This is a genomic window from Exiguobacterium sp. SL-9, assembly GCF_004336985.1.
Lineage (GTDB): Bacteria > Bacillota > Bacilli > Exiguobacteriales > Exiguobacteriaceae > Exiguobacterium.
Map to the genome: position 1 here is coordinate 158,641 of NZ_SJUO01000001.1, position 15,492 is coordinate 174,132.

Consider the following 15,492-nt stretch of genomic DNA (forward strand, 5'->3'; position numbering starts at 1 on the left):
CTGACACATATGAGCTCGGTTTTTCACGATTTTTTTCAAACATTCCGTTCACAATTTTCCAAAACGATAAGTGGAAACGCTACCATTAAAAAAAGTCGTGTCAGATGAATGAAATGGCTTTACAGAACCGTTCAGATGGTTAAATATAGAGGAAATATAAAATAGAGAGAAAGAGGTACAACGTATGGTCATTATTCAAGGGATTGCACTTTTATTATTGATTCTTGCCTTATTCACGTTATTCAGCTACAAAGCCCCATTTGGAATGAAAGCGATGGGCGCCCTCGCCGGCGCCGCTATCGCCAGTTTTCTAGTCGAGGCGTTCAACGCCTATGCCATCGGCGGTCTGCTTCCGCTTCCTTTATATGAAGAAGTCGGACAAGCAGCCGGTTCACTATCAGGTCCGGCCGCAGCCGCGCTCGTCTCGATCGCCCTCGGGATCAACCCGGTCTATGCACTCATGCTCGGACTATCGGTCGCGGGCTTCGGAATTCTTCCTGGCTTTTTCGCCGGCTATATCCTCGCGCTCGTAGGTCGAAAATTGGACCGGCACTTGCCGGCCGGTGTCGACATGATCTTCTACGTCATCATCATGGCTCCGCTCGCCCGTCTTGTGGCGACAGGCGTCGATCCGCTCGTCACGAACACGCTGACACAAATCGGGGCGGTCATCGAGCTCGCAGCGACGCAAAACCCGGTCGTCATGGGACTCGTCCTCGGTGGCATTGTCACGGTCGTGTCGACGTCTCCGCTTAGTTCGATGGCACTGACGGCGATGCTTGGACTTACAGGTGTCCCGATGGCGATTGCCGCACTTGCATTGACGGCATCTATCTCGATGAACTTCTTACTCTTTAAACGCTTGAACATCGGGACGAAGAAAGATCAACTATCGGTCGCAATCGAGCCGCTCACGCAAGCCGACCTCATCTCGGCGAACCCGATTCCGATCTATAGTGTCAACTTCGTCGGTGGCGCCATCGCGGGGCTCATCGTCGCGATGACCGGCATGGTGAACGACGCGCCAGGTTCCGCTGCCGGAATCCCAGGATTGCTCGTCATGTACGGCTTCAATGACTGGCAAACGGTGACCGTGACGGCACTCATCTTGTTCGGCGTCGGGATTGTCGCCGGACTCGTCGGCAGTAAATTGTTCAGTAATTTCCCAATCACGCGCCAAACGGAAAAAATGGCCGCTTCTGACGAAGAGGCCGCTTGATGCAACAGGTTCTCACTTCTGATAGAGTGGGAACCTTTTTGTTATCGTTTTGCTTGTACCTTGGCGACCGTTTCTGCGCCCGGTGTCCGATAGAGCGGGAAAAAGTCAGACGGACCGTAGCGGAGCAAATGGTCTTGATTCAAGCGCTGATACATCGCCTCATTGAGCACGGCTTGGCCGATGTAATACGTAAGCGGTTCGTCCCCTGAGAAGCTCTGCTTGAAGTCATAGAGCGCATCCTCTCCGGTCGCTCCGCCACCGAGATGCACATATGCTTTCTCTTTCTCGCCCCCACGACGAATCATCTCGCGGAACAAGAAGTGGTTCGGTCGGAGCGCCAAATAGTTCGCATCTGAACCGCCAAGGTGATAATGGGCCCCATCGTCCCCGTACAACATGAAGACACCTGCCACGATGATGCCCTTATGGACAGCAAACAATAGCTCCGTCTCACACGTTTCGCTGTTCCATAGGTCCTCGAAATAGCGGTCTGAGAAATAGTAGACGCCGTTCGCGGCACGACGGTCCATTGTCATCCGGTAGAGACGGATGAACTCACATAATTGATCCGCCTGTCCTCGCACGACTTTTACCTGTTCGCGGATGGCCCGTTTTACGTTCCGCTTCGTCATTTTGCTGAAACGCTGCTCGAGCTGTTCGAACGACTCATCGAGTCGGACGTGCACCGTCTGACGAATCGGGACGGCGTGGCCAAAGACACGCATCAAATCCTTGTCGACGCGACATGGGTGATAACGAATCGTCTCGGTAACCGTGGCTTGATTCTCAGGACGTTTTAAAAAGAGACGTCTAGCCTCTGCGACGTCCTCGTTCGAAAAGTTGCCTTCACGGAACGGGCCGCCATAACCATACGCCGTCACGAGGTCATCATGACGATGTGCAATTGGACGACGGATGTACGGATACAGCAAGATACCGTCTTCTTTGGCCGCAATATACAACTCAGGCTGCTCGCCGGGTTCACAGTTGGCCAATACATAATCGTAATGATCGTACGAATCACAACTGACCTCCCGCAACCAGTTCTCCCACTCCCATCGATTTTTCACAATCTGATTGAACATCATCCGTTCCCCTCTTCCTCTAAATCGTCATAGTTTGAAGTGTGACAGGACAGTCTCGAATTGTTTCCTATGTCCTGTTCCCATTCAAAGCTGACTATTTAAAAGATGGGGATAGCTTTTTGTTGTTAACAAACATGAAGCGAGTATGTTCATTCACAATAAAATCATAGCGATTTCTTTTAATTTATAAAAAAGACGACCTCGCCTGTGATGGCTGGTCGTCCGTCATGGTCATGATTTGAAATCGACGATGCGTTGTAGCTTTGATGCTTCACGAGCCGTCTCAATCACTCTCGTCGTCAAGAGCGCATCACGAAGCGGTACAAGTGGGCGTCGCGTCGCATAACTATCCGCGAGCGCTTGATAAAACGACAAATAGCCGCCCGGTTCGATGTCAATCACTGATTCACCATCTGTGACGACTGTCCCCGTCTCGTGGTCGGGGCATTTGACTTCGCCCTTCCGGAGAGACGCCTCCTGCGAATCGAGCCCGAATTTGAGGAAGCTACCTTCCGTCCCATGCACTTCGAACCGAGGTGCCTCGACGGCGATAAACGGGTTCGAGCGAAGATAGACCCGTTTCTCTCCATAATGCAACGTCACATGGAACCCATCATCGGACTGGCCCCCGTCACGTTGAATCATGACATCGGCCGATACTTTGTCCGGCGCCCCGAACAAGTCGAGCGCTTGATCGATCAAATGGCTGCCGAGGTCAAAGAGAATCCCGGCCCCAGGTCCCGCATTCTCGCGCCAGCGGTCACGGACAGTCGGACGGAATCGGTCGAATCGTGATTCGAGCACTTTCCACTCTCCTAGTCGTTTTTCCTCAAGCAATCGCTTGACGGTCAAGAAATCGCCGTCCGTCCGGCGATTATGAAAGACGTTGACGAGCCCGTTGCTCGCCTGTTCAAGCGTGATCAACGCCTCCCCTTCCTCCGTCGTCAAGAAAGCCGGCTTCTCAACGAGGACGTCTTTTCCTGCTTTCAGGCAACGGTCGACCATGTCTTTATGTAAATGGGACGGCGTCGTGATGACGAACAACGAGGCGTCAGTTGCAAGTGCCTCATCGATCGTCGCGTAGACGGTGACGTCGCCGAGTACGGCTTGTACGTCTTTAGGTCGTGATGAGACGACACCGGCGATGTGGAAGTCATCGAGTTCCTGTAAAAATGGTAAATGAAATGTCGTCGCGGAAAAACCGAAGCCGACAAGTATCGTTTGAATCATACTGTTCTCCTCCTATCCATTCACATATCAGTATATCAAAAAAGGAGTCAATCGACCCCTTATGCACTGACACTCTCATCCATGCTGTATTCAAACGTATTGTACCCGTCTCGTGAGTCCACGAAGACAAAGCCAAACCGTGGATAGTAACTGTTCAAGAAATCATTATCGGCCACACAATCAAGTCGGACCGGTTCCTGCGTGTCGGCTTCACGTAAGACGTGCTCCATCAGTTGTTGACCGACGCCTCGCCCTTTCAGCCGTTCACTGACAACGATTCGATGGATGTATTGACCGCGCTCGCCATCTTCCCATAAATTGTGATCCCAGTCATCGGCCGGAAGTAAGGCGATCGAGGCCAATATCGATTCGTCTTGCTCATACACGTACACAAATCCTGAGGTGATGTCCGTCTGCACCCGGTCTATGAGGTCTTGCTCCAAATATTCCGCCCATTGGTCGCTACCTTGTTGTTTTAGCGCTACGGCTCGTTGTTCGATTAGGTCCGCAATGTGGTTAGCATCGCGTTTCGTCGCGAGTCGAATCATAACGTCCTCCTTTGTATTGCAGTATTTGAAATACAAATATAACGGACCGTTTCGACTCTTTTCAACCATCCTGCTCACGTCACGTGAACGGGACGATTTCGCCCCCGTTCAATTGATAGCTGTACGTCATCGTCGCACTCAAACTGTGCGACACGGAACAATAGCGATCGACGGACAATTCAATGGCACGACGGACCCGCTCTTCTGGCATTTCCCCATCGAGAACGTACAAAATATGGATGGCCGTGAACTTCTTCGGATGTTCCGTCGCTCGGATCCCATCGACTTTCATCTCGAACCGTTCGAGCGGCAATCGCATCTTATGAAGAATCGAGACGATATCGATCCCTGTACAGGCGGCTGTTGCCTGCAACAGCATCTCGGTCGGACGCGGTCCCGTATTGAGACCACCGACATCTTCCCCGGCGTCGAGTGTCACGTCATGTCCAGATGGAGTCGTCGTTTGAAACGCCATCCCTTGTTTCCAGTTCACTTGTAAATGCATCTTTGTCTCCTCCTTATGTTTCGATAGCTTACTATTCCCTAGAATGAGGTATGATTAATCTATGTAGTGAAATCGTTGTTTAGGAGTTGGTCGAATGGATTGGTCGGTCATTATTAGTTGGGGACTGTATATCGTCCTCGGGTTGAATGTATTGTTCGCTTTAGCCGTCATCTTCGCGGAACGACGCGATGTCGGAGCGACGTGGGCGTGGCTCCTCGTCTTGTTCTTTTTGCCGATTCTCGGATTTATCATTTATCTCTTCCTCGGCCGGCAGTTGAAGAAAGACAACTTCTTTAATTTGAGCGTCGAAGAGCGCTCGTTCCACGCGCTTCAAGTCGACAATCAAATCGAACAGATTCGCCGGAAAGAGACCGCTTTGGCTCAACCTGTGTTCGAAAAGTATGAACAACTGCTTGAGATGAACTTACGCTCATCCAAATCCTTGATCAGCGTCCATAACAAATCCGCCATCATGCACGATGGCGAGCAGAAGTTCAAAGCGCTCATGGACGACATTCGGAGCGCCGAGACCGAGATCAACATCCAGTACTACATCATCCAACGGGACGCCCTCGGCAAGGCGCTCATCCATGAGCTGATCGAGCGTGCCAAGGCAGGCGTCAAGGTCCGCTTGCTATATGATGCGGTCGGCTCACGCAGCTTGCGTGACTCCGACTTTAAAGAGTTGATCGCACACGATGGTGAGGTCCGCGTCTTCTTCCCACCGACGCTCGGGTTGATCAATTTCAAGTTGAACAACCGGAACCACCGAAAAGTCGTCATCATCGACGGCAAGATTGGATATGTCGGAGGATTCAATGTCGGAACCGAATATCTCGGTCTCGTTGAGAAGTTCGGCTATTGGCGTGACACACACCTTCGTGTCGAAGGGGACGTCGTCTATCATTTGCAACACCGGTTCATACTCGATTGGAACTATTCCGGCAGCAAACATCACGATCCGGAGAACTCATTCTGTTTCGCACGCCATGACATTAAGGACAAGTCGCCGATGCAAATCGTGACGAGCGGACCGAACTCGGACACGGAACATTTGAAAAACATGATGATCAAGATGATCATGTCGGCGAAACATCGCGTCATCATTCAAACGCCTTATTTCATCCCCGACACGAGCTTCATGGATGCCTGTAAGATGGCGCTCCTGTCCGGCGTCAAGATGGACATTATGATTCCCGGGAAGCCTGACCACCCGTTTGTCATGTGGGCGTCGTTGTCGTTCCTTGGTGAACTGCTCGACTACGGGGCGAACGTTTATATGTATGAGCAAGGTTTCTTGCATGCCAAGACGCTCGTCGTCGACGATGAAATTTCAACTGTCGGGACGACGAACTTGGATGCCCGCAGCTTCCGGTTGAATTTTGAAGTGAACGCCGTCCTCTATGACGAGCGGGTCGCGCTCGAACTCGCTTCATTGTTCGAGTCAGACGTCGCCGTCAGCCGCAAGTACACGGTCGATGACTATGCAGCCCGGAAATGGACTGTTCGGATGCGCGAAGGCGTGTCACGACTGCTCAGTCCGATCTTATAACAAAAGTATTGTCCGCTTCGCTATGGAGCGGACGTATTAGTATGCATATAAACCTACAACTAGGAGTGATCAATATGCTGACGGCACCAGTTTGTGAAGCATGTCAAAATCGTATGGTTGAGGTCGTTGAAACGATGGATGACCCGAATCAACCGTATCGTCTATGTACTATATGTCATCACAGATTACATACACGTGCCCTTCGTCCCATTGAATGGTACAACCTGGCGAGCATTCACACGCCGACCAAGCCGCTACTGCATGATGATTTCTACGACGAGGACGGACTGGCATGTCAACCGGAGGACGATTTTGTCGCGACAGAATGTGAACTAGCCCCGACACTAAAACATATTCAGCACGAGCTCACGCCGTTGCTCAATTTCGCCGTCACCAGATGGTATTTAGAAGCTGAAGTCATTCAAGCGTTCAAACAGCATGATGCATTGGAAACGTTACATGCCGTTAAAATGAGATTTCAAGAGACCAACAACGTCGAGGTGAAATCGCGGATGTTGGAAATCGCTGCGGATGTCATCGGGACGGAAGCATCCGATTGGATCCGTGCCTTGTGGTATACATATGACGAGCCCCTTCTCTATCCACTCGCAGCCGCGACCTCGAGTAGTTTACCGCCTGATGAAGGGTTGGCACTTGTCTATCATCAATTGAGTACGGTCAGTCGAAACGAACTCCCTAATGCCGCCTTCTTTTGTTTATATCGCTTCCGTTCTCCGGACGTGCTAGATTGGATAGAATCACATTGTGAACAGTTTGATGACCATTGGGGTAGCCTCGCTGCCGTCAGTTTACCCACATGGTCGAGGATGAAGGCGTGGCTTCAGCTTGGACGCCCACTCAGTTTAGTCGCGCTCGATACGATGGTCAACTGCGTGGAAGGGTACGGCGGAATTTACGTCGCCGAATCATCCCCTAGAATACTCGAACCCGTCCCATCTGAAATAGAAAGCGTACTACTTCAATATCAGCAAAATGATCCCGTACCTCGCGTCCAAACGAACGTTTCAATCATCTTACAAAACCGAAACGATCTATTTTATTTGTGACCAATGCTACATTTCCAACGCCGGACTGAAATCAAAACATTTTTTTACCTTTTCAGCTAATTAAACCTCGATTTAGGGTATAAAGTATCAGTACGAACGTCCTACACTACCGCTACGGTTAGGAGAGGAGGAAGTATGCGTTCACGCATATGTCATACAATGGCTGATCAAGAACGGACTCACCATGACACTCACACCACGAAACCCGATCCTTCCTCATGGGACCAGCTCCCGATTGGCCTGTTCGCCTTCGATCGACATGGTCATATCGTCAGCTGCAACGAATCATTTGTCCACTTGCTCGGTGTTATTCCGACCGCGAACTTAACGTTCGAGCGATGCACCTCTTCCTCGTTCAATTTGTCAGGCGCCATCCGGAACGTTTTGAACGGGGAGACAGTCCGGATGGCCGGCTGGTATGAGTCACCAGATCAACAGGTCCGCTTCATCCGGACGACGATGTCTCCAAGTTTTTCAGCGGATGGACAACTTGACGGTGGTGTCGGCATCTTAGAGGACGCGACCGAACAACGGCGCTATGAAGAACGGATGGAACATTTGTCGTCGCTCGACCCTTTGACAGAGCTGTACAATCGGAAAAAAGTTGGCGATGTGTTGTCCACGACAGCTCAAGAGACGGTCGAATCGCGAGCACCCGCTGCTGTCATCATGCTGGATATCGATTATTTCAAACTCGTCAATGATACGTTTGGTCATCCGACTGGAGACCTCGTTTTGCGCTCGATCGCCCAATTGCTCAGACGCAATATCCGTAAATCGGACTCGATTGGTCGTTGGGGAGGAGAGGAATTTTTAATCGTCGCACCCCAGTCTACGCTCATCGATGGCGTCCAACTAGCCGATAAGCTCCGGCAAAAGATTAACGCCGAGCCATTCGGTCCCGTCCCCCGTGTCACTTGTTCGTTCGGCGTCAGTTCGCTCGAGGGCGGAAAGACGGTCGAGCAGGCGCTACAAGATGCGGATGAGGCACTGTATGTCGCCAAGAATCGCGGCCGAAATCAAGTGTCGAGCAAGCGCTAATCGAATCGTATATATAAAAAGAGGATGCACAGGCATCCTCTTTTTATATATTAAATTTTGAGACAATCTCTTGCAACTCTTCCGCCATATCCGCAAGCGCCTTCGCAGATTGCGCAATCTCTTCCATCGAGCCGAGTTGGTCTTCGGTCGTCGCCGCTACTTGCTTCGAGGCGATCGAGTTCCCATCGGCGATATGCGCCATTTGTGTCGCCGCGGCTGATACTTCCTCGACGTTCGCCGCAATCTCTTCGACCGTAGCCGTCACGTCCTCGATACGTGGCGTCATCGCCTGCGTTTGTGTCATAATTTTTTGGAAACGCTTGGCCGTATTTTCCGTCGTCTCGAGCCCGGCTTTCGTATGGGCTGACACTTCTTTCATCAACTGGACCGAACGCTCCGTCTCTTGTTTGATGTTCTCAATCAATTCGGAGATCTGTTTCGTCGACTGCTGGGATTGTTCGGCTAACTTCCGGACTTCGCTCGCGACGACGGCGAAGCCTTTCCCGTTCTCGCCGGCCCGCGCTGCTTCAATCGCAGCGTTCAAGGCGAGTAAGTTCGTCTGGGTCGCGATGCCGTTAATGACGTCGACGATATTCCCAATCTCGTTCGAACGCTCAGCAAGTGAGTGAATGACTGTCCCGAACGTCTCAACCGACGAGTCGATTGCTTGCATCTGCGCCACATTTTCCGTGACGGCAGTCGTCCCATCCTCGGCCTCGAGTGCGGTCTCGCGCGACAATTCAGAGACATCCGTCGAGCTCTCAGCGATTCGCATAATGCCGCCCGTGATGGCTTGTAGCGAGACGGCGTTATCATCGAGTTGACGTTTCGAGTCATCCGCACCGGCGGCCATCTGTTGGACGGCTCCGGCGATTTGTTCTGAGGCGGCCGTGTTCTGCGCCGAGTTAGCCATCAGCTCCTGTGATGAAGCAGCAACTTGCCCGATTGATTGGTCTAGACTTTGAATGATGGTACGAAGCGAACGTGTCATCTCGTTGAAACTCGCAGCGACACGACCGACTTCATCATTCGATTCGACGACGATGTCTTCCGTCAAATCACCGGCTTGAATCCGTTCAGCTCCGACCGTCAAACGATTCAACGGACGTATGATGGAGCGGAGGATGACGTATAATAGGCCGGCTGCCAAGACGAGCATCAATCCGATCACTCCAACGGTCGTCCATAAGATTCCGGATGTCTCATTCGTGATTTCCTCATCATAAAGCGTCCCGGCAATTTTCCATTGCGTCAACTCGTTCGTCATGAAATCCATCTGTTTGCCTTTGTTCTCAAATTCATAGGCAAATTGCCCCGCTTCTTCCGAATAGAGCGGTTCAATCCAATTTCCTTCCCCTTTTTCCCCGACTGCGATCGTCGGATGGGTGACAAACTGCTGTTGCGCATCAAGGATTGTCACATAGCCCTCTTTCCCGATTTGGATGTTCGCCGCGACAGCCGCAATATCGTCGACTTCGACATCGACCGCGATGACCCCGCGACCGTCTGACCCTGTCTGCGACAGCGTGACCATCATCTTGTTTGAGGACGCATCGACGTATGGATCCGTCACGACGACGTTTCCGCCAGCTGCTTCGGCGGCCTCATACCACGGACGAGTCCGTGGATCGTAATCATCCGGCAACTCCTGCGCCGGATATATTGTCATCTCTCCACCGGTCGAGGCATAATAAATGTTCGTCACGTTCGGATGCGTCTCCAAATATTCGAGAAACTTCTCTTCGAGTTCTAAATTCTCTTCTCCCGCCTCATAGAGGGACGAATCAATCCGCCCCGCAAAGAATGCGACATCGCGCTGGATTGGCTCAATCAAGTTCGTAATTTCATCGTTCATCCGCTCCACTCCCGCGTGGGCCGACTGCATGATTTGATCACTAATTTTTTGCTTCGCTTGACTGTAAGCGACGAATCCAATCAATAAAGAAGGAATCAATAATAACACTAAAGACATGGTAATCAATTTTTGTTTAATGGTAATCGTGCGATTCCGTTTCATAAAACATCTCCTTACCCCGAATAAAATGTTCAAGAACCATCAATATGATGAAGCACGGTCCTTGGGTTATTCACAATATCGGTTAGGAAATATAGTTCTTTATAGTTGATTGAATTATTCGGAAATTATTTTTCAAGAATTGAAGTGGAGTTTCATCCTTTAAACGTGTATAAGAAAATCTTCATATTTGTAATCCCAGATGCGTTAAGTTACCATATCGGAAAAGGGGGTAAAACGATGAATACATTATTGCAAGAAATCAAAGCGTATAAAGAACAATTCAAACAAAAAGCACCAGCCGAAAAGCAACGATTGATGGCACAGGCGACGCAAGAATTGAAAGATTCGGGGATGGCGTCCGGTCTAGCAGTAGGCGATCAAGCACCGATGTTTGAATTGCCTCATGCGGACGGAACTCAAATCGATTTGAAGGCACTTCTTCAAAAAGGACCTGTCATCGTCACGTTTTATCGAGGTGGATGGTGCCCCTACTGTAACCTCGAACTCCGAGCGTATCAGCGAGAACTGGCACAAATCGAGGAAAAAGGCGCGACACTCGTGGCCATCAGCCCGGAAACGCCAGATTATTCGCTATCGACAAAAGAAAAGAACGAGCTCGACTTTTACGTGTTGAGCGACGTGGACAACCAAGTCGCGCGACAATTCGATCTCGTCTTTGATATGCCTGATTACTTAATTGAGATTTACGAAGCATCCGGACTTCACGTCGATGCACATAATGGGAATGAGGACTGGCAGCTTCCGAAGCCAGCGACATTCATCATTCAACCAGATGGCACGATCTCATTCAGTGATGTGCCTACTGATTATACGGAACGTGTCGACCCGAAAACAGTCATCGGAACATTATAAAAAGCGGAGGAGATGACAAGCGTCATCTCCTCCTCTGTTATAAAAAAAGAAGACCGTAGAGGGTTCTACGGTCACTAAGCTTAAGCCCCCATAATTGAATCATGACGGGTCGTTTCCCAACCATATGCCACTTCGCGGAGTAACAATTCGCCAAACTCCCGATCTTTTTGGTCGATGACTTGTCCTTGTTTCCGCTCATAAAATGTACGGAATGGATTCATCTCAAGCGCCCAGATCAAGAGTCCTGCCTCACACATCGATTGGACGGCATGTTCAAGGAGAGCGGACCCGATTCCGTTCCCTTGATGATTCTCCAAAATATAGATGGCATATACTTCGTTCGTATGGTTCGGATACTCCCCTGTTCGTTCTTTACCGTAAAGGACGAAGCCCACAATCTCATCATCCACAATCGCCACAAAACCGGCTACTTCCTGCCGATGGAGCGCTGTCCGCAACCGCTTGGCCCATTCGATGGAACCGGACGAAACTTTTAATAAATACTCCGACGGTACAATCCCTCGATAGGTCGTACGCCATCCGTTCACACGCACTCTCGCAATCCCATACACATCATCTGGTTTGGCGACCCGAATGTCCAATGTGACCCCCTCCTAACCCGAAGCTTTACAAATAGTTTACCACAAATCCCCAACTCACAATCCAAGATTACATGATTTTTGGGCGTTCTTCCATCACAAAAAAAAGAGACGCCACCTGCACTGAGGCAACGTCTCTCGTTGATTATGCGACTTCTTTTGATTGAACCTGTGTAGACGATGTTAACGGTTTTTTCAAGAATGAGAGGAGAAGTGCTCCAATCAATGCTCCGGCGAGAATCGCAAGGGCGTAAAGACCCATACTCATCGCGACGTTACCTGCTCCTTCAAGGAGTGGGAAGACGAAGATCCCACCGTGTGGCGCTGGCAATTGGATGGCGAAGAATGCTGACAATCCACCGGCGATGGCAGATCCAAGAATCGCTGACGGCAATACACGGACCGGGTCAGCCGCTGCGAACGGGATGGCTGCTTCCGTAATGAATGAGGCACCCATGATATACGCGGTCTTTCCGGCTTCACGTTCTTGTTTCGAGAATTTCTGACGAGCGAACACTGTAGACGCGAGTGCAACGAGAAGTGGTGGCACCATCCCACCAGCCATGACGGCTGCCATGACTTCTTGGTTACCGGCAGTAAGGGCCGCTGTACCAAAGACGTATGCTGTCTTGTTGATCGGACCGCCCATATCGACGGCCATCATTCCACCGACGATGACACCGAGCAAGATGGCGTTCGCGCCGCTCATGCTATTCAGTGTTTCCATCAACCACGTCATAAGCGCGGCAATCGGTTCGTTGACGACGAGTAACATGATCATCCCAGAGATGAATGAGCCGAGTAGCGGATACAATAGAACTGGCTTGATTCCTTCAAGTGTAGCCGGCAATTTCGCGAGCGCTTTCTTCAAGAAGAGGACGACATAACCTGCCAAGAAACCGGCGATGAGTCCACCGAGGAATCCTGCGTTCCCTTGGCTTGCGAGTGCCCCGGCGACGAGACCTGGTGCGAGACCTGGACGATCGGCAATCGACATCGCGATGAAACCAGCGAGAATCGGGACGAGGAAGCCGAACGCTGCGCCACCAATGGTCATGAGTTGGGCGGCGAATTCGTTGTACGACGGGTCATCCGGGTTGGCCGAGTTGATGCCCCAGAAGAAGCTGAGCGCGATCAAGAGACCACCAGCGACGACGAGAGGAAGCATCGCGGATACCCCGCTCATCAAATGCTTATAGATGCCTGTACGCTGTTCTTTTGGCTGACCTGATTTACCAGTCGCTTGATAGACAGGTCCGTCTTGTTTCATGGCCCGGTTGATCAACTCTTCCGGCTTCCGGATGCCTTGGGCGACCGGCACTTCGATGACGTGTTTACCTGCGAAACGGTCCATCTCGACGGCTTTATCGGCTGCGACGATAATGGCAGTCGCTTTCGAGATATCAGCCGCTGTCAATTCATTTTTGACGCCCGTCGATCCGTTCGTCTCGACTTTAATGTCAACACCCATCGCTTCCGCTTTTTGCTTCAAGCTGTCAGCGGCCATGTACGTGTGGGCGATACCCGTTGGACAAGCCGTTACGGCAAGGATGTAAGGCGCGTCTGCTTGAACCGGTTTCGAAGCGACAGGAGCCGCCTCAGCTGCTTCTTTTTCTTCGATGGCCCGGATGACGTCATCTTCTGATGTGGCTGCATAGAGACGTTCTTGGAACGCTGGATCCATAAGGAAGACAGATAATTTCGAAAGTGTTTCCAAGTGTTCGTTATTGGCGTGCTCTCCGGCTGCAATCATGAAGAACAAGCGGCTGTCTTGGCCGTCGAGTGCCTCGTAATCGATGCCTTCCGAGCGTCCGAAAGCGATGGCCGGTTGTTTGACGGCTTTCGTCTTCGCGTGTGGGATGGCAATCCCTTCACCGAGTCCAGTCGTGCTTTGTGCCTCACGTGCGAGGATTGCGTCGCGATAGCCGTTGCGGTCCGATAGTTTGCCGGCGCGGTCGAGCACGTCGACGAGTTCTTCGATGACTTCGGCTTTCGAACGGCTGCGGAGATTCAGTTGAATCGTGTCTTTTTTAAGAAGGTCCGTGATGTTCATGTTGTTTCCTCCAATCGAGATAGTGGGGTGACGCTGACTTCGCCGACCAAGCGGTCCACGTCTTGTTTTGTGCACAGCCCGAACGTATATGCAGACGCGCTGCCGGTCGTGACCGCATAGCGGAACGCCTCGGTTGCGTCGTGGTCTAGAATGTTGGCGACGAATCCGGCGACGAGTGAATCACCTGCGCCGACCGAGTTGACAAGTTTACCGCTCGGTGTATTCGCCGTATAGGCGCCTGAAGCGTTGACGAGCATGGCACCATCACCGGCGAACGAGACGATCACGTTTTGAGCACCGCGTTCGACCAACTGCTCCGCGTACGGGAGCGCCTGTTCAAACGTCTCGATGTCTGTATCGAACAGTTCACCGAGTTCATGGTGGTTCGGTTTGATCATAAGCGGTTTGAGTGCGAGCACTTCAAGCATCGCTTCCTTCGTCGTATCGACGACGAACTCGGCACCGTTCGCCCGAACCGTCTCAGCGAGCGTTCGATAGAGCGTGTCCGGCAGGTTGCCAGGAATGCTTCCGGCGAGCACGACGATATCGCCACGTTGGATGTGATCGAATTGTCGCGTCAACCGTTCAAGTTCCGTATCCGAGATGACAGGACCGCTCGCATTCAATTCCGTCTCTTCTTGCGCCCGGATCTTGATGTTGATTCGTGTCTGTCCATCGACTTCGACGAAATCGGTTTGGACGCCTTTGTCTGTCAACGCCTTCTTGATGAAGTCTCCAGTCGTGCCGCCGACGAATCCGAGGGCGACCGTGTCGACGTCGTATTCACGTAAGACGAACGCGACGTTGATCCCTTTTCCACCGGCTCGTTGTGTCGTCTCTTGAATCCGATTGACTTCACCGAGGACGACTTCAGGGAGGGTGACGTAATAATCGATTGAGGGATTGAGTGTTAATGTGTAAATCATTGGGCGTTCACCACCTTTGTAATTGATTGGATCGAGCTGACATATGGCATGTCGCCAAACGTGACGAGCGTGGCCGCTTCGAGCGGAGCCACCCGGCTGAACGAACGTTTCCCGAATTTTGAATCGTCCGCCAAGATGTACGCTTCACGTGCCAAGTCGATCGCAGTTTTTTTGACGAGTGCCTCTTCCGGGTCCGGGGTCGTGTACCCGGCTTCTAAGTCGACGCCGTTAATGCCGAGAAAGGCGAGGTCGACCCGATAGTTCATCATGCTCTCGCGAGCGTTATAGCCGACGAGCGCTTGCGTCGAACGCTTCAACTCGCCGCCGATCACGAATGTTTTAATGTCGAGATCGAACAAGTCGTTGGCGATCGGTAAGCTGTTCGTCACGACGATCACGTCTTTTCCATCTAAGAAAGGAACCATCGCTTGCGTCGTCGTCCCGGCGTCAAGATAAACGGACATCCCGTCTTTGATGAACGTTGCGGCCTTCCGTGCAATCGCAACTTTTTCATCGACGTGTTGATCTCGTTTTTCCTCGAACGTCGGCTCTTCTTCGTTGCGTGCCACGAGCGTTGCGCCGCCATGAACACGTGCGAGATAGCCTTCGGCTTCGAGGTCGGTCAAATCCCGGCGAATCGTCGACTCCGACGATGCCGTCAACTCGACCAATTCTTTCAATTTGACAATTTTTTGCTCCGACAGACGTTGCAAAATCAGTTGATGTCGTTGCTTCGTTAACATCGTATTCCCTCCGTAGCTCTAATATAAAGCGTTT

14 protein-coding genes are annotated in these 15,492 nt (G+C 51.4%); 5 read left to right on the forward strand and 9 right to left on the reverse strand.

The genetic code is table 11. The features are described from left to right. Positions 1-184 precede the first annotated feature (184 nt). Positions 185-1,219: a PTS sugar transporter subunit IIC gene (locus tag EVJ34_RS00875; RefSeq protein WP_021067347.1), complete on the forward strand. Its 1,035-nt coding sequence runs from the start codon at positions 185-187 to the stop codon at positions 1,217-1,219. 41 nt (positions 1,220-1,260) lie between these two features. On the opposite strand, the gene EVJ34_RS00880 is transcribed toward EVJ34_RS00875, so the two are convergent. The 4 genes from EVJ34_RS00880 to EVJ34_RS00895 form a co-directional block, all read right to left on the reverse strand. Then, positions 1,261-2,304: a lipid II:glycine glycyltransferase FemX gene (locus tag EVJ34_RS00880; RefSeq protein WP_161566894.1), complete on the reverse strand. Its 1,044-nt coding sequence runs from the start codon at positions 2,302-2,304 to the stop codon at positions 1,261-1,263. Between the two features lie 231 nt (positions 2,305-2,535). Then, positions 2,536-3,534 carry a Gfo/Idh/MocA family oxidoreductase gene (locus EVJ34_RS00885; RefSeq protein ID WP_131484475.1) on the reverse strand — a complete coding sequence of 333 codons (999 nt, stop codon included), beginning with the start codon at positions 3,532-3,534 and terminating at the stop codon, positions 2,536-2,538. A gap of 59 nt (positions 3,535-3,593) precedes the next feature. Continuing rightward, entirely contained in the window at positions 3,594-4,082 is a 489-nt protein-coding gene (locus EVJ34_RS00890; RefSeq protein WP_131434862.1) for a GNAT family N-acetyltransferase, read from the reverse strand. Between the two features lie 79 nt (positions 4,083-4,161). Continuing rightward, positions 4,162-4,587, reverse strand: coding sequence for an OsmC family protein (locus EVJ34_RS00895; RefSeq protein ID WP_131434860.1), 426 nt, complete (start codon positions 4,585-4,587; stop codon positions 4,162-4,164). A gap of 94 nt (positions 4,588-4,681) precedes the next feature. Between EVJ34_RS00895 and cls the strand changes: the two genes are divergently transcribed. The 3 genes from cls (at position 4,682) to EVJ34_RS00910 (ending at position 8,247) form a co-directional block, all read left to right on the forward strand. Further along, positions 4,682-6,139 carry a cardiolipin synthase gene (gene cls, locus EVJ34_RS00900; protein WP_131484476.1) on the forward strand — a complete coding sequence of 486 codons (1,458 nt, stop codon included), beginning with the start codon at positions 4,682-4,684 and terminating at the stop codon, positions 6,137-6,139. Positions 6,140-6,213: 74 nt separating this feature from the next. Continuing rightward, the gene (locus tag EVJ34_RS00905; protein WP_131484477.1) at positions 6,214-7,206 is read left to right on the forward strand and encodes a hypothetical protein; all 993 of its coding nucleotides are present in this window, start codon (positions 6,214-6,216) and stop codon (positions 7,204-7,206) included. A 135-nt stretch (positions 7,207-7,341) separates the two neighbouring features. Continuing rightward, positions 7,342-8,247 (forward strand): sensor domain-containing diguanylate cyclase, encoded by a 906-nt coding sequence (locus EVJ34_RS00910; protein WP_131484478.1) that lies wholly within the window; start codon positions 7,342-7,344, stop codon positions 8,245-8,247. 43 nt (positions 8,248-8,290) lie between these two features. Here the strand turns inward: EVJ34_RS00910 and EVJ34_RS00915 are convergent, their stop codons facing one another. After that, complete coding sequence (locus EVJ34_RS00915) at positions 8,291-10,264, reverse strand: methyl-accepting chemotaxis protein (protein ID WP_236634510.1); 1,974 nt, start codon at positions 10,262-10,264, stop codon at positions 8,291-8,293. Positions 10,265-10,501: 237 nt separating this feature from the next. Between EVJ34_RS00915 and EVJ34_RS00920 the strand changes: the two genes are divergently transcribed. Next, positions 10,502-11,137, forward strand: coding sequence for a peroxiredoxin-like family protein (locus EVJ34_RS00920; RefSeq protein WP_131484479.1), 636 nt, complete (start codon positions 10,502-10,504; stop codon positions 11,135-11,137). Positions 11,138-11,217: 80 nt separating this feature from the next. Here the strand turns inward: EVJ34_RS00920 and EVJ34_RS00925 are convergent, their stop codons facing one another. The 4 genes from EVJ34_RS00925 to EVJ34_RS00940 all read right to left on the reverse strand — a co-directional run bounded on the left by EVJ34_RS00925 (position 11,218) and on the right by EVJ34_RS00940 (position 15,458). Beyond that, positions 11,218-11,739, reverse strand: a complete 522-nt coding sequence (locus tag EVJ34_RS00925) for a GNAT family N-acetyltransferase (protein WP_131434268.1) — start codon at positions 11,737-11,739, stop codon at positions 11,218-11,220. A gap of 142 nt (positions 11,740-11,881) precedes the next feature. After that, on the reverse strand, positions 11,882-13,789 hold the full coding sequence (locus tag EVJ34_RS00930) for a PTS fructose transporter subunit IIABC (RefSeq protein ID WP_131484480.1): 1,908 nt from the start codon (positions 13,787-13,789) through the stop codon (positions 11,882-11,884). Beyond that, a complete protein-coding gene (gene pfkB / locus EVJ34_RS00935; RefSeq protein WP_131484481.1) occupies positions 13,786-14,715 on the reverse strand; it encodes a 1-phosphofructokinase in 930 nt (309 codons plus the stop codon). Before pfkB ends, EVJ34_RS00930 begins: the two co-directional genes overlap by 4 nt. Further along, complete coding sequence (locus tag EVJ34_RS00940) at positions 14,712-15,458, reverse strand: DeoR/GlpR family DNA-binding transcription regulator (RefSeq protein ID WP_131434263.1); 747 nt, start codon at positions 15,456-15,458, stop codon at positions 14,712-14,714. The genes pfkB and EVJ34_RS00940 overlap by 4 nt, the downstream gene beginning before the upstream one ends. Positions 15,459-15,492: the final 34 nt, after the last annotated feature.